The organism is Macellibacteroides fermentans (assembly GCF_013409575.1).
In the GTDB taxonomy this organism is placed as follows: Bacteria; Bacteroidota; Bacteroidia; order Bacteroidales; family Tannerellaceae; genus Macellibacteroides; species Macellibacteroides fermentans.
Map to the genome: position 1 here is coordinate 916,961 of NZ_JACCCY010000001.1, position 20,481 is coordinate 937,441.

General features: G+C 41.9%; 17 protein-coding genes and 3 tRNA genes. 12 read left to right on the top strand and 8 right to left on the bottom strand.

Annotation, left to right across the window (positions count from 1 at the left end; all coding sequences use genetic code 11):
- Position 1: 1 nt before the first annotated feature.
- A complete protein-coding gene (gene kdsA, locus F5613_RS03870; RefSeq protein WP_079682949.1) occupies positions 2 to 805 on the top strand; it encodes a 3-deoxy-8-phosphooctulonate synthase in 804 nt (267 codons plus the stop codon).
- An 82-nt stretch (positions 806 to 887) separates the two neighbouring features.
- On the opposite strand, the gene F5613_RS03875 is transcribed toward kdsA, so the two are convergent.
- From F5613_RS03875 to F5613_RS03885, 3 genes are read right to left on the bottom strand one after another with little or no spacing between them, the layout of a single operon-like run.
- Positions 888 to 2,201: a glycoside hydrolase family 57 protein gene (locus F5613_RS03875; protein WP_079682948.1), complete on the bottom strand. Its 1,314-nt coding sequence runs from the start codon at positions 2,199 to 2,201 to the stop codon at positions 888 to 890.
- A gap of 18 nt (positions 2,202 to 2,219) precedes the next feature.
- Positions 2,220 to 3,482 carry a glycosyltransferase gene (locus F5613_RS03880; RefSeq protein ID WP_079682947.1) on the bottom strand — a complete coding sequence of 421 codons (1,263 nt, stop codon included), beginning with the start codon at positions 3,480 to 3,482 and terminating at the stop codon, positions 2,220 to 2,222.
- 13 nt (positions 3,483 to 3,495) lie between these two features.
- The gene (locus F5613_RS03885; RefSeq protein WP_179398746.1) at positions 3,496 to 5,430 is read right to left on the bottom strand and encodes a glycogen debranching enzyme N-terminal domain-containing protein; all 1,935 of its coding nucleotides are present in this window, start codon (positions 5,428 to 5,430) and stop codon (positions 3,496 to 3,498) included.
- Positions 5,431 to 5,675: 245 nt separating this feature from the next.
- Here F5613_RS03885 and F5613_RS03890 point away from each other — a divergent pair, with 245 nt between their 5' ends.
- The 4 genes from F5613_RS03890 to F5613_RS03905 all read left to right on the top strand — a co-directional run bounded on the left by F5613_RS03890 (position 5,676) and on the right by F5613_RS03905 (position 10,595).
- Positions 5,676 to 7,724: a M3 family metallopeptidase gene (locus F5613_RS03890; protein WP_246303328.1), complete on the top strand. Its 2,049-nt coding sequence runs from the start codon at positions 5,676 to 5,678 to the stop codon at positions 7,722 to 7,724.
- A gap of 137 nt (positions 7,725 to 7,861) precedes the next feature.
- Positions 7,862 to 8,296 carry a dCMP deaminase family protein gene (locus tag F5613_RS03895; RefSeq protein WP_079682944.1) on the top strand — a complete coding sequence of 145 codons (435 nt, stop codon included), beginning with the start codon at positions 7,862 to 7,864 and terminating at the stop codon, positions 8,294 to 8,296.
- Positions 8,297 to 8,309: 13 nt separating this feature from the next.
- A complete protein-coding gene (locus F5613_RS03900) occupies positions 8,310 to 9,947 on the top strand; it encodes a S41 family peptidase (RefSeq protein ID WP_179398748.1) in 1,638 nt (545 codons plus the stop codon).
- Between the two features lie 96 nt (positions 9,948 to 10,043).
- Entirely contained in the window at positions 10,044 to 10,595 is a 552-nt protein-coding gene (locus F5613_RS03905) for a 5-formyltetrahydrofolate cyclo-ligase (protein ID WP_179398749.1), read from the top strand.
- An 8-nt stretch (positions 10,596 to 10,603) separates the two neighbouring features.
- Here the strand turns inward: F5613_RS03905 and F5613_RS03910 are convergent, their stop codons facing one another.
- On the bottom strand, positions 10,604 to 10,897 hold the full coding sequence (locus F5613_RS03910; RefSeq protein ID WP_179398750.1) for a DUF721 domain-containing protein: 294 nt from the start codon (positions 10,895 to 10,897) through the stop codon (positions 10,604 to 10,606).
- Entirely contained in the window at positions 10,884 to 11,996 is a 1,113-nt protein-coding gene (gene recF / locus F5613_RS03915; RefSeq protein WP_179398751.1) for a DNA replication/repair protein RecF, read from the bottom strand. Before recF ends, F5613_RS03910 begins: the two co-directional genes overlap by 14 nt.
- Positions 11,997 to 12,176: 180 nt before the next feature.
- Between recF and F5613_RS03920 the strand changes: the two genes are divergently transcribed.
- The 7 genes from F5613_RS03920 to sucD all read left to right on the top strand — a co-directional run bounded on the left by F5613_RS03920 (position 12,177) and on the right by sucD (position 16,560).
- Positions 12,177 to 12,857 (top strand): tetratricopeptide repeat protein, encoded by a 681-nt coding sequence (locus F5613_RS03920; protein ID WP_068186757.1) that lies wholly within the window; start codon positions 12,177 to 12,179, stop codon positions 12,855 to 12,857.
- Positions 12,858 to 12,928: 71 nt separating this feature from the next.
- Positions 12,929 to 13,423 (top strand): 6,7-dimethyl-8-ribityllumazine synthase, encoded by a 495-nt coding sequence (gene ribH / locus F5613_RS03925; RefSeq protein ID WP_068186755.1) that lies wholly within the window; start codon positions 12,929 to 12,931, stop codon positions 13,421 to 13,423.
- Positions 13,424 to 13,455: 32 nt separating this feature from the next.
- Positions 13,456 to 13,537 (top strand) — tRNA-Tyr (locus tag F5613_RS03930).
- An 8-nt stretch (positions 13,538 to 13,545) separates the two neighbouring features.
- A tRNA-Gly gene (locus F5613_RS03935) sits at positions 13,546 to 13,618 on the top strand.
- Between the two features lie 656 nt (positions 13,619 to 14,274).
- A tRNA-Met gene (locus F5613_RS03940) sits at positions 14,275 to 14,346 on the top strand.
- Between the two features lie 197 nt (positions 14,347 to 14,543).
- Positions 14,544 to 15,686 carry an ADP-forming succinate--CoA ligase subunit beta gene (gene sucC, locus F5613_RS03945; protein WP_179398752.1) on the top strand — a complete coding sequence of 381 codons (1,143 nt, stop codon included), beginning with the start codon at positions 14,544 to 14,546 and terminating at the stop codon, positions 15,684 to 15,686.
- A gap of 13 nt (positions 15,687 to 15,699) precedes the next feature.
- Positions 15,700 to 16,560 (top strand): succinate--CoA ligase subunit alpha, encoded by an 861-nt coding sequence (gene sucD, locus F5613_RS03950; protein ID WP_179398753.1) that lies wholly within the window; start codon positions 15,700 to 15,702, stop codon positions 16,558 to 16,560.
- A 70-nt stretch (positions 16,561 to 16,630) separates the two neighbouring features.
- On the opposite strand, the gene xpt is transcribed toward sucD, so the two are convergent.
- The 3 genes from xpt to pckA all read right to left on the bottom strand — a co-directional run bounded on the left by xpt (position 16,631) and on the right by pckA (position 20,404).
- Positions 16,631 to 17,197: a xanthine phosphoribosyltransferase gene (gene xpt, locus F5613_RS03955; RefSeq protein ID WP_068187330.1), complete on the bottom strand. Its 567-nt coding sequence runs from the start codon at positions 17,195 to 17,197 to the stop codon at positions 16,631 to 16,633.
- A gap of 1 nt (position 17,198) precedes the next feature.
- Positions 17,199 to 18,575, bottom strand: coding sequence for a nucleobase:cation symporter-2 family protein (locus F5613_RS03960; protein WP_179398754.1), 1,377 nt, complete (start codon positions 18,573 to 18,575; stop codon positions 17,199 to 17,201).
- 236 nt (positions 18,576 to 18,811) lie between these two features.
- A complete protein-coding gene (gene pckA, locus F5613_RS03965) occupies positions 18,812 to 20,404 on the bottom strand; it encodes a phosphoenolpyruvate carboxykinase (ATP) (RefSeq protein WP_179398755.1) in 1,593 nt (530 codons plus the stop codon).
- Positions 20,405 to 20,481: the final 77 nt, after the last annotated feature.

Sequence of the window (20,481 nt, forward strand, 5' to 3'; positions counted from 1 at the left end):
TATGATTTCTGTAAAGGATTTAACTTCCGGCGATAATTTCTTTCTAATGGCCGGCCCTTGTGTGATTGAGGGAGAAGATATGGCCCTTCGCATTGCCGAAAGGGTAGTTACGATTACAAACAAATTAGGGATTCCCTATATCTTTAAAGGATCATACCGTAAAGCAAACCGTTCGCGTATCGATTCATTTACAGGTATTGGCGACGAAAAAGCGTTGAAAATCCTGCAAAAAGTTGGAACTACATTCGGTATTCCTACTGTAACAGATATACATGAAAGTGCAGAAGCGGCTATGGCGGCCAACTATGTAGACGTGTTGCAGATTCCGGCATTTCTTTGCAGACAGACCGATCTGCTTATTGCTGCCGCCCAAACCGGTAAAATAGTTAATATTAAGAAAGGACAATTTCTTTCGCCGGGCGCAATGTCTTTTGCGGTTCAGAAGGTGGTAGACGCCGGTAATCCTCAGGTAATGATTACCGAAAGAGGAACTACATTTGGTTATACCGACCTGGTGGTCGATTACCGGGGAATACCTCAAATGCAGGAGTTTGGATTTCCGGTCATAATGGATGTCACCCATTCATTGCAGCAACCGAATCAGACTTCGGGTGTTACCGGAGGTTTACCTCAGCTGATTGAAACCATTGCCAAAGCAGCAATAGCAGTTGGAACAGACGGCCTGTTTATAGAAACTCATCCAGAACCATCTGTTGCTAAATCGGATGGTGCCAATATGCTGCAGCTCGATCTATTGGAAGGATTGCTCACTCGTCTGGTTCGCATCCGCGAAGCCATAAAGTAAGAGACAACTGTATATACAATAAAAGGATGAAACTTATGGTTTCATCCTTTTATTGTATATAGCAAAAAGAGTTCGAAAGGATTCATTTCTTACCCTTCTTTACTTCAGTCACGGTTTCTTTCTTTTTAAATTTATCCAATTCTTTTTTTAGTGATTCAATCTCCAATCCCTGATTCTTAATAGTTGTAAGCAAAGAATTAAGCTCTTCGTTTTCTATAGATGTTGGATATTGGGCTTCAACCCGTAAAATAAAGTCGGATAAAACATTCATGTAGTTATTGAATGCCTCGTATGGATTATCGTACGGACTAAATGCACCGCCTCCCATATGTTTGGTGCTCATATAGTAAAAATGGTCGCTGCTCTGCAGATAATTCCAGTCTTGCCTGATGCGCCGGTCTTCACACAAACGAACACGTTCAACAATTTCTTTCAGCTTGGTAAAAGCTTCTTGTTGCAGCAGGTTACCCAGCCATGCACTGCAGTCGCGCTCCTCGTCAACCCACGACATTGGGTAAGGAACCGAAATCGAATCTACCGGTTTAAGGAGATTGAATGCTTCCGACGGTAAAATAAATCCGATTTCTTTTTCGGCAGCAAAACGAGGCAATGCCTTAAAGAAATCAAAAATTCCGGATTCAGCGGGATGGTATGATCCGAGAACCTCGTAATTCATAAATAAATTTATGATTTGTTGTTCGGGTGGAGTCTCGGCAATCCATGAAATAAACTTATCGGCTGTCAGCGGATATTCATTCCAGGCATAGTTATTGAATCGGTCGGAGATATCTTCACTAAACCGGTCATTCTTGAGTAATAACTTTAGCAACGGCTGTACCTTGGATGTGTATAGATAATTTGGACTTTTCCATCCTAATACGTGCTTGGCTCCTTCGGTGATCATTCCTTTAAATCCAGCCTTGTAAACCCATTCGGATATTGTATCCGAATAAATCAGTTCGGTATTACGAAATACTTTAGGAGTTACACCAAACAATGAATGTATCTTTTCTTTATGCATCCGTATCTGGTCCTTAAATTCCTCTTTGTCGGCCAACGATGCCAGAGAATGCGAATAAGTTTCGGCAAGAAACTCCACATTACCAGTTGCAGCCAGCTCCTTGAAACTATCAATCACTTCCGGAGCGTAGATTTCCATCTGTTCGATAGCAGTACCCGAAATGGAGAAAGCCACTTTAAACTTTCCGCCGCTACTTTTTATCATATCCAGAATTGTCCGGTTGGCAGGGATGTAGCACTTCTCGGCAATGCGGCGGATTATCTCCTCATTACTGAAATCATCATAATAATAGTGGTCGTTCCCTATATCAAAAAAGCGGTATCTTTTAAGTCGAAACGGCTGATGTATTTGAAAATAAAAGCAGATCGTCTTCATATCTATATTTTTAGTATTTTATTTATTCATTACCTGATCGTAAATACGACGCACTTTTTGTCCGGCGTATTCCCATTTAATATTGTCGACTTCCCTTTTTCCCTCCTCTTTCAGGAATTGATACATGGCCGGATAGGTAATAATGCCATATATGGCATCTGCCATGGCTTCGATATCCCAGTAATCCACTTTAACAGCGTAATCGAGGATCTCGGCGCAACCCGACTGTTTAGAAATAATAGAAGGCACCCCGCATTGCATAGCTTCAAGGGGAGAGATTCCGAAAGGTTCAGACACCGAAGGCATCACATAAACATCACTCGACTTCAGCACCTCGTAAACCTGCTTCCCTTTCATAAATCCGGTAAAGTGAAAACGGTCGGAAATATTCCGTGAAGCCGCCAGTCTTATCATCTGATCCATCATATCTCCGCTGCCAGCCATAACAAAACGCACATTATCAGCCTTTTCCAATACTTTAGCTGCAGCTTCTACAAAATATTCAGGTCCCTTCTGCATGGTGATACGCCCCAGAAAAGTGACAACTTTATCTTTCACACCCCGTTTATCCTGAATGGAAACAATATCCTGACTTAAAGGCTCTACCGCATTATGCACCGTGGTTACTTTAGACGGATCCTGGTGATATTTTTCGATCACCGTATTTCGTGTGAGGTTACTAACCGTAATAATATGATCGGCAAAATCCATTCCATTTTTCTCAATAGCGTACACCTCCGGATTTACATTCCCCCTGCTGCGGTCGTAATCTGTAGCATGCACATGTATAACCATGGGTTTGCCGGAAATTTGTTTAGCATGTATCCCTGCCGGATAGGTCAACCAATCATGTGCATGAATCACGTCAAAAGATTCAGCACGGGCAATGACGCCTGCTACAATGGAATAATTATTTATTTCTTCAAGCAGATTATCGGGATACCGTCCCGAAAATTCAATGCAACCCAGGTCGTTCACCCCCCGATAACTGAAATCTGCGTAGATATTATCTCTTAATTTATAATACTCCTCGGGAGACATCTTCTCTCCCAATCTGTTCTTCACATAATTATAATCAACATCCCGCCAAACTATAGGCGTATTACAGGCCCCTACAATCTTCAGGAAACTCTGATCCTCATCACCCCAGGGTTTAGGAATTACAAATGTAATATCCATATCTGGCTGCAACGCCATTCCACGGGTTAATCCATAGCTGGCGGTTCCCAATCCTCCTAGAATATGCGGAGGAAATTCCCAACCGAACATTAGTGCTTTCATAATCGTTTAATTTTTATTCGGCGTTATACTTTTTCAACATTTCCAGAACCCTCAGAATGGCAGCCACATTCATTGCAAAAGAAACTGCACCCCTTCCCGTGTAGGGAGGATTCCCATCAAAAATTTCCGCCAAGGTTCCAATACAATGTAAAGACATCTCTTCTTCCATACTTATCAACATGCGCTCTACAAACGAAATTCCACCTTTTCCAAATATCTTCAGATACGATTCGAGGTAAGCACCAAACAACCACGGCCAGGCAGTACCCTGATGGTAAGCTAAATCCCGTTCATTCTGAGTCCCGACATAATTAGGTCTATAACCTTCGCTTTTGGGACTGAGGGAGCGAAGTCCTTTAGGTGTAACAAGTTCTTTGGTTACCATATCGATAACCGCTCTTTTCTGTACACGGTTAAGAGGCGAATATGGAAACGCAACTGTAAAAATCATATTTGGGCGTACACTCCAGTCCACATACCCGCCACTAACCGAATCCAGCAGGTAATTATATCCGTTCAGGAATGTCTCTACAAAAGAGGTATCCATCTTATTAATCAGAACATCTGCAGACTCGTCCGCTTTATCCCCGGCCAGCTCCTTGTAGAACTTAAGCGCATTGTACCATAAGGCATTAAACTCTACAATATATCCCGATCTTGCCACAACCGGTTTGCCGTTTATAGTTGAATTCATCCAGGTAATGGTTTTATCCCGTCCTTCGGCAAAAAGCAACCCGTTTTCCATGAGTTTCATATCCGGATGCTTTTGATCCCGGAAATAGGTTATGATCTCTCCCACGAAATCGGCATAAAGCGTTTGCGCTTTGTCAATTCCCATGGCTCTCGCATATTGGTGAATGGCCCATATCGCCCACAGGAATACATCCGGGTGCTCAATCTCTCTGATAACCCCATCCCCCTTGCCGGTCTGCATGAAGTTCCGTATAGCCGGCATGGCCGTATGCATTATTTTTTCAAATCTCACCGGGTCGTCGATAGACAAGGTACATCCCGGTAACGATATAAACAAGTCACGGGCCCTGACTTTAAACCACGGATATCCGGCCAGCAAATAGGCATCTTCTTCCTTGGGACGGAAATAAAACTGCTGTGCCGAATTTTTCAAACAATTATAAAAACTGGTACGCGGTGTACGGGCTTCGGCTTCCTGCACAAATAATTTCTTCAACTGATTGGTTGCAACCGGACCTACTCCCGCACTGAATATGATTGTTTCACCCTTCTTGATCGGAACTTCAAAATAACCTGGCACATACAGATCTTCCTTATATGGATATCCTCTCTCCTGCTCTTTCAGGTATTCGATGCCGTTGTACCAATAGGGTTCAAAAACAAATTTCACCTTCTTATTAAACTGCATGTATAAATCGGGATACCCTTTGTACATACAGGTCTTTATTCCGTTGGGCACATCCTGATAAAGTTTGTTTACAGATCCATTTTCCTGCGCAAGGCTGTTTGCGTTACGAAATGCGAGGAAAGGTTTGAAACGTAATGTTGTATCCGAATGGGCGTCTTCCAAGGTATATTTTATCATTATCCTGTTCTCATAAAGCGAGAACACCTTTTCTTTGGCAAGCACCACACCTCCCACACGATAGACTGTTCTGGGAACGGTATCGCATGTAAATTCGCGGATATATTTATGACCTTTGGGATTATAATTGTTTCCGGCATATTTATGAAGCCCCAGATTAAAGGGTGCATCATGCTGAATAACAGTTTCATCCAATGACGATAGCAAAACGTGGTTATCATCATCAAGTTCGGGCAAGGGCATTACAAGCAGCCCATGATATTTTCGAGTGTTGCAATCCACCACAGTCGTACAATGATAAGCACCGTTTCGATTCGTCCGCAGAATTTCCCGTCTAAGAGACTCCTCGAGGTTTATCATTACTGTCTTATCGAATTTAAGATAACTCATACTGATAGTTGGTTTTAAGTTAGATGCTAACTGGTTTTATTCTTATTTATGTACCAAATATATCACTAATATGTAGAATAAACAAATTCATTTTCAGTTTTTTTTAGAATTGAGAGATAATACATAGTATGAACATATGGCGGTTTTTTGAAAAGGTTTTCGCATCTTTGCATTCATTTCCTTAATTACAATATCTTATGAGACAATTATTTATTATCCTAGTATTATTTTTAACTATGACAAATATGACACAAGCGGCTTCAAATCCTTTTTTTAGTAAATATAAAACGCCATTTGAAACGCCGCCTTTTAACAAAATTAAAACGGAACATTACGAACCGGCTTTTGATGAAGGAATAAAACAATTAGCCCAGGAGGTTGAAACCATTGCCGGCAATCCCCGGCCGGCTACATTCAAGAACACCATAGAAGCGCTCGAATACAGCGGTAAATTATTAACCAAGGTGAGTTCGGCATTCTATAATGTACTAAGTGCGGAAAGCAACGATGAAATGATGGAGATATCCGAACGCATTTCACCCAAGTTGTCGGAGAGCTCTAACAACATCTACCTCAACGAAAAACTATTTGCCAGGGTAAAAGCTGTGTACGAACAGAAAGACAAACTACCTCTTTCCACAGAAGAGGCTAAACTTCTGGAAGAGACCTACTACGCCTTTTCAGTACGTGGAGCAAACCTTTCGGCCGAAGATAAAGCAAAATACAGGGAACTAAGCACCGAATTAAGTAAACTCACTCTTAAATTCGATCAGAACGTATTAAAAGACGAAAACAGGTACGAACTGCTGCTAACCTCGGAGGATCAGTTAGCCGGATTGCCTCAGGGAGTGATTGATGCGGCTGCACTAAAGGCAAAGGAGAAAGGTAAGACAGGTTGGATGTTCACGCTGTCCGCTCCCAGCTATGTTCCTTTTATGCGGTATGCAGACAACAGAGAGCTGCGCAAAGAACTTTACCTCGCAAATATGGCTGTGGGTAATAAAGGGGATGAGTATGATAACAAGGAAAACATCAAGAATATTGTAAACACGCGCCTTGCCATTGCCCGGCTGATGGGATATAATTCCTTTGCAGAATATACCTTAAAAAGAAGAATGGCCCAAAAACCGGAAGCGGTATACGAGCTGACAGACAAATTACTGGCAGCTTACAAACCGGTAGCAGTGAACGAATATAATGCGGTACAGGGATTTGCATTGGGAATGGAAAAGAAAAACTTCGACATCATGCCCTGGGACTGGAGCTATTATTCTGAAAAGCTTAAAGATGTCAAGTTTAACATCAACGACGAGATGACCCGTCCCTATTTTGAGCTGAAGCAGGTTCAGAAGGGTGTGTTCGGATTGGCTACCCAACTGTATGGCATCACATTTAAGGAAAACAAAAACATCCCGGTCTATCACCCCGATGTAAATACATACGAAGTATATGATGCCGATGGAAAATTTCTGTCCGTTTTATATACCGACTTCTTCCCAAGGGAAGGGAAGCAGTCCGGTGCCTGGATGAACAGTGTAAAAGAACAATATATGGAAAATGGCAAAGACAGCCGTCCACAGGTTGTGATCGTGATGAACTTCACCATGCCTACGGATACGAAACCATCGTTGCTCTCTTTTGATGAAGTGAATACACTTTTGCACGAATTCGGACATGCACTGCATGGTATGCTTGCCAAGGGAACCTATGCAAGTCTGTCGGGCACCAATGTTTACAGAGATTTTGTCGAGCTTCCATCGCAGATAATGGAAAACTGGCTTACGGAGAAGGAATTCCTCGACCAAATTGCAATCCATTATCAGACCGGAGAGAAGATCCCTCAGGAGATGGTACAGAAATTGGTAGACGCTTCGAACTTCAATACAGGCTATCAATGCTGCCGCCAGCTAAGTTTCGGCATGCTCGATATGGCCTGGCATACGTTAACCCAACCTTTCGACGGCGACGTAACTAAATTTGAAAAGAATGCCTGGTCGGCAGCCTCTATACTTCCGGAAGTGGATGGTACTTTGATGAGCAGCAGTTTCGGACATATCTTTTCCGGAGGTTACGCAGCCGGATACTATGGATATAAATGGGCCGAAGTACTTGATGCCGATGCATTTGCGGCCTTCAAGGAAGCCGGTATATTTAACAAAGAGGTGGCAGGTTCATTCTACAAAAATATACTTTCAAAAGGTGGAACGGAAGACCCTATGGAACTGTATATCCGCTTTCGCGGTCAGAAACCCGAAATTAACGCATTGTTAAAAAGGAATGGTATTAAAAATTAATACTAAAACTGACTACAACTAAGCTAAATATCGCTATTTTTGTGGCTTGAATGTACAGAGAATTCAATAGCGTACCGTTATTCTTTCATAATGGTACGCTCTCAACCATTAACCTGTACCTTAAAATATGTGATCATATGAGCGAAAAGACTGATAAACAACTGGAATTAGACAAACGATACCTGCGAATGGCTGCCATCTGGGCTGAAAATTCATACTGCAAACGCAGACAGGTAGGCGCTCTGATTGTTAAAGACCAGATGATTATTTCGGATGGATATAACGGCACACCATCCGGATTCGAGAATGTATGTGAAGACGAATTCAATGTTACCAAACCTTATGTTCTTCATGCCGAGGCAAATGCGATCACCAAGGTAGCGGCTTCGTCAAACAGCAGCAAGGATGCCACCATATACATCACCTCCGCCCCCTGTATAGAATGTGCCAAACTCATTATTCAGTCGGGTATCAGGCGCGTAGTATATTCAGAGAAATACCGCGTAGAAGATGGATGCAATTTGCTATCCCGTGCCGGCATTGAACTTTCCTATATTGATTTAAACGAATAATAGATACAATCTTATGGATAAGAATAAGAGAATTGCTATCTGGTTGCCTGTCATCATTGCCGCAAGCATTGCCTTGGGTATATTTATTGGGAACCACTATCTTTCCATTTCAACCGGAAAATTCCGCAACTATGCCAGCGGAAATAAGATCAATGCCATTCTGGACATCATTGACGAACAGTATGTGGATACGGTAAATATGAGTCAACTGGTGGAAGGAGCCATTCCAAAGATTTTCAGCGAACTGGATCCTCACTCGGGTTATATACCTGCTGCGGATGCACAGATGGTAAACGAAGAGCTTGAAGGTTCATTCAGCGGCATTGGCGTGTCTTTTAATCTGCAGACCGATACAATTCTGGTGATAAGTGTTATTCCGGGAGGTCCTTCCGAGAAAGCCGGATTATTGGCGGGCGACCGTATCATAACCATCAACGACTCTCTGTTTGCAGGCAATAACAGCAGTCAGGGTAAAATCATGAAAACCTTGCGTGGGGCAAAGAATAGTGTCGTAAAACTGGGTATCAAGCGAAGCACCTCACAAGACCTGCTTTATTTTAATGTTACCCGTGGCGATGTACCGGTTAATTCGGTCGATGTAGCTTATGTAGTTCGCGAAGGTGTCGGTTACATCAAGGTAAATAAATTTGCAAGAACAACCTATAACGAATTTATTACAGCCATAGCAAAACTGAAGCAGCAAAACTGCAAGAGTTTCATTATAGACCTTCGGGGTAATACAGGAGGATATATGGATGCGGCTATCAACATGATAAACGAATTTATGGCAAACGGCCGACTGATTGTTTATACAGAGGGTAAAGCCTTTCCAAGAAACGATGTGTATGCAAACGGAACCGGAACTTGCCAGGATGCTCCTATTGTTGTACTAACGGACGAATTCTCCGGTTCTGCCAGTGAGATCTTTGCCGGAGCAATCCAGGATAACGACAGGGGACTTATAATCGGCAGACGTACCTACGGTAAAGGATTGGTTCAATCTCAGATTCCATTGAGTGACGGATCGGCTTTGCGCCTTACCATCGCCCGCTACTATACCCCTTCGGGAAGATGTATACAAAAGGATTACGAACTGGGTAAGACAGACGAATACGATCAGGATCTTTTCAACCGCTTCATGCATGGAGAGTTTGATTCGGCTGACAGTATCAAGATTAACAATTCGTTGAAATATCAGACCTCGCTGGGACGAACAGTCTATGGCGGCGGAGGTATCATGCCTGATATCTTTATTCCACGCGATACTTCGGGCGTCACCTCCTACTTCAGCAATGTGATAAATTCCGGCGTATTGAATCTCTTTACATTGGAATATTCTGATAATAACAGAGAAAAACTATCATCATTCAAAACCTATCAGGAATTATATAACTACCTGAAAAAGCAGCCATTATTAGACAAGTTTACAAACTATGCAGTATCCAAAGGCATTCGCAAGCGCGTTACCCTGATCAATATCTCGGCCAAGCTTATTGAGAACCAGCTGCATTCGTATATTGTACGCAACTTCTTTAATGACGAAGGGTTCTACCCAATCTTTTTGAAGGACGATGTAACCCTGCTTAAGGCTATTGAAGTGATTGAGCAAGGAAAATCGATGCCGCAGGCACCCAAGCAGGCAAAACAATAAGGACATCTATTTGTTTTTAATAGTATATCAGTATAAAGGAGAGGATCACCCCTCTCCTTTATATTTTCGTACAAATAAAATTAAATGCTATAGTCAATGGATAAGAAAGAGATTAAGAAGACAATTCGGAAAGAGATCGCCCATTTGAAAAAGAATCATACAATGGAATGGCAGGAAAAGATGTCGGCTTTGATTCTTTCTAAACTGGAAGAAACCGACCAATTCAGAAATGCAAGATCGATTGCTATATACCATGCCATACCGGGTGAAGTACAAACCGAATCATTTATCAACAAATGGCACAAAACAAAACAATTATATCTGCCCGTAATTGAGAACGATTTCCTGAAGCTGCAACCCTATCACGGTCCGGATAACCTGAAAGCAGGAGTTTTCGGAATCCTGGAACCGGCAAGTAATCACCCCGTAGATGTAAGTGATATTTCACTCATAATTGTTCCCGGCGTTGCATTTGATAAAAACCGGAACCGCATGGGAAGAGGTAAAGGGTATTACGATAAGCTGTTGAAACATTCGCAGGCATGTAAAATAGGAATCTGCTACGAATTTCAGCTTATAGAAGAAGTTCCCTCCGAGTCGTTCGATGTTCCGATGGATGTTGTGATTACCGAATCGAAGGTTATATAACAGTAAATTCAACGGATTACAATATCTCTTATCACCTGAGAACCGGCATAGTCGTTCAGACTCTTCACTAATTTTTCGCGGCACAGCACCAGCTCACTCCGTAATACAGAGGATGTAAGAGATACATAAAGCACCTTATCCTTTACATATACATTGCGCGTGTACTGCAAAACCATCGGACCGAGCACCTCCTGCCAGGCCCGCCGGATGCGTATTTCCATCATCTTTTCGTAAAGCTCCGTATTATCTTCGAAAAAATCACGGAGCAGTTCGCCCAGCTTCTGTGTATTATTTCGTTTCATTTTCTTCTTCCAAAGGGCACACCTCACCCTGTTCCACTTTAAACAAACAATACGCATGATCCATCGCCTCCAGTATCTCGTCGAGGTATTTACGGTTGGTGTCGGTAATAAAAATCTGACCGAAACCTTCGCCCGAAACAAGCTTTATAATCTGTTCCACCCTGTTTGCATCCAGCTTATCAAAAATATCATCCAGCAATAAAACCGGAAGCGTATTCCCTTTTTTAGCCAACAAGGCAAATTGAGCCAGTTTTAAAGCAATCAGGAATGTTTTATTTTGTCCCTGCGACCCCACACGGCGAATCAGCTGCCCGCTTAATGTCATTTCCAGATCATCCTTATGTACACCAGACGACGTATAACCGAGGTAACGATCCCTTTCGCGGGATTGCTGTAGCAATTCGGCCAGTCCGCAGTCCGACAACTGCGAAATATAGGTAAGTCCCACACATTCGGACGAACTGCATATGGTCTGATAATATGAGTTGAACAAAGGCGTGAGTTCTTCAACCAACCGGACTCTATCCTTATATATTTTTGAGCCGTAAAGCTCCATCTGCATTTCCAAAACTTCGAACAACGAATAATCTGTAACCTGATTTTTAAGCAACACATTCCGTTGCACCAATGCTTTGTTATATTGAATAAGGGCATGCAGGTAATTCTTATCTTGTTGGGAGATGATCATATCAAGGAATTTACGACGTTCGTCGCTCCCACCCTGAATCAATTCGGAATCGGCCGGCGAAACCATGACCAATGGCAGTAATCCGATATGATCGGATAATTTATCGTATTCTTTCTTATTCCTTTTAAATTGTTTGCGTGACTTCCTGCGGATGGAGCAAAAAATGTCTTCATCACGCCCTTCATATAAATAAGCACCCTGAAGGACACATAATTCTTCGTCGGTTGTAACAAGTAGACTTTCGGGAGTATTCAGGTAACTTTTACAAAAGGAAAGGTAATGAATGGCATCCAGCAAGTTTGTTTTTCCCATTCCATTATTTCCAAAAAAACAATTCATTTTGGGTGAAAAAGCAACCTCTGTCTGCCGTATATTTTTGTAATTTAGGATAGAAAGCCTCTTAAGTATCATCTGTTGCTCGTTTTGATTTACAAAGTTAAAATAAAAAGAGATGCCAACAAGTGAGCATTTAATCTTATACGTAAAAAATATACTATAAGTTTAGCTTATTTCATTAAAAAAATTTACTTTTGCGCTTTGAATAAAGTAATTGATGCGATTAGGCAAACTAATAAATAACAAAAAAATATTATGGCTACTAACGGAAATGGCACCCACACAGAAGCGGAAATCGGAGTAATCGTTTCGCGCACTGAAGAATTCATCGAAAAGAACACTAAAAAAATTATTTACGGCGTTGTTGCAATAGCAGTTGTTGTTGGCGCTTTTGTTGGCTTTAACTATGCATATTTGGTTCCTCAGGAAAAGAAAGCAAATGCAGCCATGTTTAAAGGTGAACAATATTTCGCACAGGATTCTTTTGCATTGGCCTTAAACGGCAACGGGGCTGATTATCCTGGCTTTGAAGCTATAATTGACGATTACGGTACAACAGACGCAGCAAACCTTGCCAAGGCTTATGCAGGTATCTGTTATTTCAAATTAGGAGACACTAAGAAAGCATTGGATCTTTTAAAATCGTACGACGGAAGCGATAAAATGATTGCTCCTTCTGTAACAGGTCTGATTGGCGATTGTCTTGTTAACGAAGGCAAAGTAAAAGATGGAATCGGCTATTTCGAAAAAGCAGCTTCACAGGCAGACAATGAAGTTATCAGTCCGGTTTATCTGAAAAAGGCCGGTCTAGCTTACGAAAGCCTGAATCAACCGAAGGATGCTGTTAAGGCATACACAACTATTAAGGAAAAATATTTCAATTCCCTTGAAGCAGCAGACATAGACAAATATATTGCCCGCGCATCGGCAAAATAAGTATAAAAAACAGATTATAAACAGAGGATGTCTTTTATCAGGGCATCCTCTAATTTTTAATAAAAAAAAGAATGGCAACAGCTTATCAAAATTTATCAGCTTACGACTTCGACAGCGTTCCCGATGCATCGGAGATGACTATTGGTATAGTAGTGGCTGAGTGGAATAAAAATATTACAGAGAAATTACTTGTAGGAGCTATCAACACGTTGGAAAAACATGGCGTAAAATCAGAAAACATCATTGTTGGACGTGTACCAGGAAGCTTCGAATTGACTTTCGGAGCAAAAAGATTGGCCGAAAGCAAGGATTTAAATGCTGTAATTATACTTGGATGTGTAGTAAAAGGTGATACACCGCATTTTGATTACGTTTGTTCGGGAGTTACTCAAGGGGTTACCGAACTCAATCTTATGTATGATATTCCATTCATTTTCGGGCTATTAACTACCGATACTATGGAGCAGTCTGAAGACCGTGCCGGAGGTAAGCATGGAAATAAAGGTGATGAAGCTGCAATTACTGCAATAAAAATGATAGATTTTTCTTGCAAGTTACAAAATTAATCGTACCTTTGCAACGCAATAGAAAATAATGGGGGCAGTTACCAGAGTGGCCAAATGGGGCTGACTGTAACTCAGCTGACTTCGTCTTCGGTGGTTCGAATCCATCACTGCCCACAAAAATTGCGGAAGTAGCTCAGTTGATAGAGCATTAGCCTTCCAAGCTGAGGGTCGCGGGTTTGAGCCCCGTCTTCCGCTCTCAAAAGAGGAATCCAAACGGATTCCTCTTTTTTTATTTAGTATATCCATCTCTCCTATCCCCTTCCCTCTCTCTTGGGATCACGAACAAATTCTGGGTCTAAGCATAAATTTTGCATAATCTGTACAGGAAGAATTTAATGTCCGTTACACCTCTAAACGGTGGATCAAGAACAAATTATTATCTACAATCATCTTTGCCTTCATCCATCTATTTCCATTACTTAAGAGAAGTATTGGCGAAGATACGGAGAACTATTTTTTTTATAACGAACATCTATTCGTTTGCCAATTGTTGAATGCAAGTTATCCAATTGTGTACTTTGCGTTTGTCATATGGCAAACGCAAAGTACACAATTGTCGAACGAATAGTTCTTCGTATTGAAAATAATAGAACACAACAGGGAACGCACTAATTCATAACATAGAGACCAATAGATCCTGCCTTCAAAAGAAAAAGAATGTCTTATCTCTTAAAATGGATAATAACAGAGGCTCTTCTATAAATTATATAAAATAATTTAGGTCGATAATGTACTATAGCCTAACAGCTTACACGCTTCTCCACCAAACACTGCGAAATCTATATGCCAATTCGCTTGCTTTATAAGAATATTATCGTACCTTTGCACTCGTTATCCAATAACAAACATATCGCGGAGTGGAGCAGTGGTAGCTCGTTGGGCTCATAACCCAAAGGTCGTAAGTTCGAGTCTTGCCTCCGCAACAGAAAGAATAAGGATCGGTTCACTACCGGTCCTTATTTGTTTATTGCCCCCCATATCTTTATATTTATAAAGAAACAAAAAACAATCCGAACTTTTCAACTGTTTGATTAGAGTAGATCAAATTGGACATCCATCGTTGTCTACATCAATCCTATGAATATTCCTTATTGTTTTACCTTATAAATACTCAACACGAATGAAGATACACGAGTACCAGGCAAAAGAATTGTTTGCCGCGTATGATATTCCGGTAAAGAAGCAGATACTATGCCATACGGCCGACGAAGCTGTAGATGCATACTCGCGCTTAAATGTACCTCTGGTGGTATTAAAAGCACAAGTTTTAACCGGTGGACGGGGAAAGGCGGGCGGAATCAAACTTGCCGACAGTCCGGAAAAGGTGAAAGCAAATGCCGAAGCCATATTGGGCATAAAGATTAAAGATATTCCCGTAGACAGAATTCTGGTGACCGAAGCTGCAGATATCAAAAAAGAATATTACATGAGTATAGTCGTAGACCGTAACACAAAATCGGCTTTACTTATGTTGAGCAGCGACGGGGGGATAGATATTGAAGAGGTGGCGCACTCCACTCCCGAACGTATCTATAAATTTCAGATCGACCCGCTATTGGGAACACCCGATTTCTTTACCAGAAAAGTGGCATTTTCATTGTTCACCGATATTAAACTGATCAACCAGCTCAGCCACATTATAAAATCCTTATACAAACTTATGCTCGAAACCGACGCTTCGCTTGCCGAGATAAATCCCCTGGTTCTTACTCCGGATGATACGTTGGTGGCAGTTGATGCGAAAATGACTTTCGATGACAACGCGTTGTATCGACATCCCCAAATTGCCACCCTCTTTGAACCCACAGTAGAAGAGAAGAAGGAAAAAGAGGCAAAAGCGAAAGGTTTCAGCTATGTACACCTGGGAGGAGAGATTGGTTGCATGGTTAACGGAGCCGGTCTTGCCATGGCTACCATGGATCTTATTAAAAGATATAGGGGGAAACCTGCAAATTTCCTTGACATCGGCGGAAGCTCTAACAGCGAGAAAGTAGTGCATGCAATGAAATTGTTATTGCAGGACAGTGATGTAAAGGTGGTTCTAATCAATATTTTTGGCGGAATCACCCGGTGTGATGATGTAGCAAACGGACTTTTAAAGGCCTTCGAACAAATTGATACAGATATACCGGTGGTAGTCCGGCTAACGGGTACAAACGAGGAGCTTGGCAGGGCTCTGCTTAAAGACTCCAAACTGTATGTAGCCAATACCATGAGCGAGGCAACAAGAATGGCTGTTAATCTTGCACTAAAAACCTATTAATCTATATTTAATTATGAGCATTCTTATCAATAAAAATACAAGAGTAGTTGTTCAGGGTATAACCGGCCGGGATGGTGGATTCCATGCCGGAAAAATGAAAGAATACGGTACACAGGTTGTTGCAGGTACTTCTCCGGGTAAAGGAGGCACATTTGTAAATGGTGTGCCGGTATTTAACACCGTACATGAAACGGTACGACTTATGCAGGCCGACACATCCATCATCTTTGTACCAGCCGCATTTGCCTGCGATGCTATAATGGAAGCTGCCGACGCCGGAATAAAGCTGATTATATGCATTACCGAAGGGGTACCCACCCTCGATGTGATCAAAGCTTACAATTATGTAAAGTTAAAAGGTGCCTCCCTGATCGGGCCGAACTGTCCGGGACTTATTTCGCCGGAAAAGAGTTTATGCGGCATTATGCCTGCTTCTATATTTAAGGCCGGTGGCGTAGGTGTTATAAGCCGAAGCGGCACACTTACCTACGAAGTAGTCTATCACCTTACAGCGGCAGGAATGGGACAATCTACCGCAGTTGGAATAGGTGGAGACCCTGTAGTGGGACTTCACTACCTGGAACTGTTGTCCATGTTTGAAGAAGACGAAGATACCGAAGCCATTGTTTTAATTGGCGAAATTGGCGGAAATGCAGAAGAAAGGGCAGCGTCTTACATCCAGCACCACGTAACCAAGCCGGTTGTGTCATTTATTGCAGGGTTATCGGCTCCGCCCGACAAACAGATGGGGCATGCCGGAGCCATCATATCCAGCGGATCTGGAAGTGCCAAAGAGAAGATTGCCGCACTCGAAGCAGTAGGTATCCGTGTAGCTCCGGAACCTTCGATGATTCCCGACTTGCTGAAAAGCTAAATTTCCGAAACAAAAAAAGCCCCTCCGGATAATATCCGGAGGGACTTACTCTATCCGCAACCAGCCTTAGTTAGCGGATTTTTATTTCGCAATTGGATAAATCTTCTATAATTGCCAGCGATTCTACATGCACGCCCTTCTCTCGTAAGATTTTCCCTCCGTTTTGGAATGCCTTCTCAATAACAAACCCCATACCACTCAGGGTAGCACCGGCCTGCTTAATAAGATCGATCATTCCCAGAGACGCATTTCCGTTTGCAAGAAAATCATCAACAAACAAAACATGATCTTCGGCAGTAAGAAAGTTATTGCTGATACATACCGTATAATCTCTGTCCTTCGTAAAAGAATGCACAGTGGTTGTAAGCATGTTCTCCATAGTTTTAGGTTGTTTCTTCTTAACAAAAACAACCGGAAGCTGCATTATAAAACCAACCATTATCGCAGGCGCAATTCCGCTTGCCTCGATTGTTACGATTTTATTGATTTTTACACCCTTAAACCGGTTAACAAATTCCTGAGCTATCTGATGCATCAGCATGGGATCCATCTGATGATTAATAAAGCTGTCTACTTTCAGAATTCCTCCTTCAAAGCATTTGCCATCTTGGAGTATTCTCTTTTTTAATGCATCCATATTATTCTTTAACTTCTTTTTCTTCTTTAACGTGAATCAGGGCATTCGCTAAAATGGCAGTTAATCCACCAGTAGTGATACCCGATGAGAAGATACTTTTTATAGCTTCCGGAGCCGTTTTAAGGATATCCGGCATTAATTCTACACCAAGTCCGAGCGACAAGCTCACGGCCAGTACCAACGTAGCTTTTCTGTTGATCTGCTGAGAAGAGATGATACGGATACCGGCAGCGGCAACTGTACCAAACATCAATAAGGTTGCACCACCCAGAACAGGATCGGGCATTAAAGAGAATATAAGTCCTACTATTGGGAACAAGCCCAACAAAACCAACATAGCGGCGATATAATAACCAACGTAACGGCTGGCAACACCTGTAAGCTGGATAATACCATTATTCTGTGCAAATATTGAATTGGGGAATGAGTTGAAAATACCGGCCAACATAGAATTGAATCCGTCTGCCAAAACCCCACCTGATACGCGTTTCAAATAGCTTTCTCCTTCGATCGACTTACCAGAAATCATTGAATTTGCAGTAACATCGCCGGTTGCCTCGATGGCTGTAATCAAATAAATCAAACCAATGGCAATGAATGAAGAGATATTAAAGTCCAGTCCGTATTTGAATGGAACCGGGATATTGAACGACCAGATATTTTGAGATGTTACCTGACTGAAGTCCACCTTGCCCATTGCCAATGCTATTCCGTAACCGATACAAAGACCGAGTACGATAGAGCTCATACGTAAATATTTGTTTTTACAGCGGTTGAAGAACAAAACGCTTCCCATTACAACAGCAGCAATTCCTACATGCTCTAAGCTACCAAAAGTTCCGTTATCCATTGCGCCGTATCCACCACCGCAAGATACCACGCCCACTTTAACCAGACTAAGACCGATAAGCAGTACTACGATACCGGAAACCAGTGGAGTGATGATGGAACGCATATAGCGGAATGTACGGCTGATGATCATTTCGATGGGCGAAGCCGCGATACAAACCCCAAAAATAAGCGGAAGTCCGCCCGAAAGTCCCATGGAGATGATTGGGCCGATAAAAGAAAAGCTTGTACCCTGGATACAAAGTAATCCGGCTCCAACGGGACCCACTTTCCTACACTGTATAAAGGTTGAGATACCAGAAGCAAACAATGCCATTGAAACCATAAAACCGGTTGTTTCAAGATCTGTTTTCAATGCCCCGCAAATAATAAGCGGAGGAGTAATGATGGCAACAAAGATTGCCAACAAGTGCTGCAGTGCTGCAAAAAAGGCATCTCTGAAAGGTGGACGATCGTCTACTCCATAAATTAAATCCGCAGGTTTAGCGGGATTGATTGTCTCTTTTGCTGTTTCTGTCTGAGTATCCATTTTTATGATTATTATTAGGTTGTTCGCTCTGGTACGAAAGAGACACACATTTCTCTCTTTCTTAAACGCTTCGTCAATTTAATAAAATAAGGGGCAAAAATACAAAAAAGGAACTATACTATAGTCATAATTCACCGAAATAGAGAAGGAAAAAAATAAACACCGGGCATCTATATAAAAAGATAGGGCTACCTATCAACAGGCAGCCCATATCCAATCGTCATCAATTTAACTAATTACAACTGCGGACCTGATGCAATTAATGCTTTTGCATCGTCGTTATCGCAGTATTGCTCAAAATTCTTAATATATTTTGCAGCAAGGCTCTTAGCCTTTTCTGTCCATTCGTTTACGTCGGCATACGTATCACGTGGGTCAAGGATACCTTCAGAAACATTGTTCAATGCTTTTGGAACTGTCAGGTTCAATACTGGAAGAGTAACCTTTTCTGCGTTTTCGATAGAACCATCAATGATAGCATCGATAATAGCACGTGTATTCTTGATAGAAATACGCTTGCCTGTTCCGTTCCATCCGGTGTTAACCAAATAAGCTTTTGCTCCGTGCTCCTGCATTTTAGACACAAGTGTCTTAGCATACATAGTAGGATGCAAAGTAAGGAATGCCTCACCGAAAGCAGGAGAGAAAGAAGGAACCGGTTCAGTGATACCGCGTTCTGTTCCGGCCAACTTAGAAGTATAACCGCAAAGGAAGTGGTACTGAGCTTGCTTGTCGTCCAGGATAGAAACCGGAGGTAATACTCCGAAAGCATCTGCAGACAAGTAGATGATTTTCTTAGCGTGACCTGCTCTTGAAGGAAGAACGATCTTGTTGATGTGATAGATAGGATAAGAAACACGTGTGTTTTCTGTCTTTGATCCATCAGCATAGTCAACAGAACCATCTTCGCGAACTGTTACGTTTTCAAGCAAAGCATCACGTTTGATAGCCTGCCAGATATCTGGTTCGTTTTCCTGGCTCAAGCTGATAACCTTAGCGTAGCAACCACCTTCGTAGTTAAATACACCGTTGTCATCCCAACCGTGCTCGTCGTCACCGATAAGGTAACGTTTCGGGTCGGCAGAAAGAGTTGTCTTACCTGTTCCTGAAAGACCGAAGAATACAGCTACATCACCATCTTTACCAACGTTGGCAGAACAGTGCATAGAAGCCATACCTCTTAGAGGCAGGTAGTAGTTCATCATAGCGAACATACCTTTCTTCATTTCACCACCGTACCATGTACCACCGATGATCTGAAGTTTTTCAGTCAGGTTGAAGCATACAAATACTTCTGAGTTCAAGCCCTGCTCTTTCCAGTTCGGATTGGTTGTTTTTGAAGAGTTCAATACAACGAAATCAGGTTCGCCGTAGTGTTCCAGTTCATATTGTGAAGGACGGATAAACATGTTTGTCACGAAGTGAGCCTGCCATGCAACTTCCATAACGAAACGTACTTTCATACGTGTGTCTTCGTTTGTACCGCAATAAGTATCAACAACGTATAATTTCTTTGCAGAAGAAAGCTGTTTCAAAGATAATGCCTTCAAATCATTCCAAACTTCGGTTGAAACTGGCTTGTTGATTGTGCCGTCCCACCAAATTGTATCTTCAGTAGTTGCATCTTTAACGATGTATCTGTCTTTAGGAGAACGACCGGTAAAGACACCTGTGTCTACTGCCACTGCACCTGTGTTTGTCAGTTTTCCAACTTCGTAACCTTGGTTACTTGGATCAGTTTCTGCCTGGAACAACTGCTCATAAGAAGGGTTATGAACAATTACAGCATCCGCTACAATTCCATACTTACTTAAATCTAAATTTGCCATTTACAGTAAATTAATTTGATTAAATTATCTAGTTCTAACTCGCTTTCAACTCGTAAAACTTACGGTTACAAATATAG

Bases quoted from the DNA above. Each gene is read 5' to 3' on its own strand.
- F5613_RS03910 (WP_179398750.1), bottom strand. From the start codon at position 10,897: ATGAAACGAAATAATACACAGAAGCTGGGCGAACTGCTCCGTGATTTT.
- F5613_RS03880 (WP_079682947.1), bottom strand. From the start codon at position 3,482: ATGAAAGCACTAATGTTCGGTTGGGAATTTCCTCCGCATATTCTAGGA.
- ribH (WP_068186755.1), top strand. From the start codon at position 12,929: ATGGCAACAGCTTATCAAAATTTATCAGCTTACGACTTCGACAGCGTT.
- sucD (WP_179398753.1), top strand. From the start codon at position 15,700: ATGAGCATTCTTATCAATAAAAATACAAGAGTAGTTGTTCAGGGTATA.
- recF (WP_179398751.1), bottom strand. From the start codon at position 11,996: ATGATACTTAAGAGGCTTTCTATCCTAAATTACAAAAATATACGGCAG.
- F5613_RS03875 (WP_079682948.1), bottom strand. From the start codon at position 2,201: ATGAAGACGATCTGCTTTTATTTTCAAATACATCAGCCGTTTCGACTT.
- F5613_RS03905 (WP_179398749.1), top strand. From the start codon at position 10,044: ATGGATAAGAAAGAGATTAAGAAGACAATTCGGAAAGAGATCGCCCAT.
- F5613_RS03890 (WP_246303328.1), top strand. From the start codon at position 5,676: ATGACACAAGCGGCTTCAAATCCTTTTTTTAGTAAATATAAAACGCCA.
- pckA (WP_179398755.1), bottom strand. From the start codon at position 20,404: ATGGCAAATTTAGATTTAAGTAAGTATGGAATTGTAGCGGATGCTGTA.
- F5613_RS03895 (WP_079682944.1), top strand. From the start codon at position 7,862: ATGAGCGAAAAGACTGATAAACAACTGGAATTAGACAAACGATACCTG.
- F5613_RS03900 (WP_179398748.1), top strand. From the start codon at position 8,310: ATGGATAAGAATAAGAGAATTGCTATCTGGTTGCCTGTCATCATTGCC.
- xpt (WP_068187330.1), bottom strand. From the start codon at position 17,197: ATGGATGCATTAAAAAAGAGAATACTCCAAGATGGCAAATGCTTTGAA.
- F5613_RS03960 (WP_179398754.1), bottom strand. From the start codon at position 18,575: ATGGATACTCAGACAGAAACAGCAAAAGAGACAATCAATCCCGCTAAA.
- kdsA (WP_079682949.1), top strand. From the start codon at position 2: ATGATTTCTGTAAAGGATTTAACTTCCGGCGATAATTTCTTTCTAATG.
- F5613_RS03920 (WP_068186757.1), top strand. From the start codon at position 12,177: ATGGCTACTAACGGAAATGGCACCCACACAGAAGCGGAAATCGGAGTA.
- sucC (WP_179398752.1), top strand. From the start codon at position 14,544: ATGAAGATACACGAGTACCAGGCAAAAGAATTGTTTGCCGCGTATGAT.
- F5613_RS03885 (WP_179398746.1), bottom strand. From the start codon at position 5,430: ATGAGTTATCTTAAATTCGATAAGACAGTAATGATAAACCTCGAGGAG.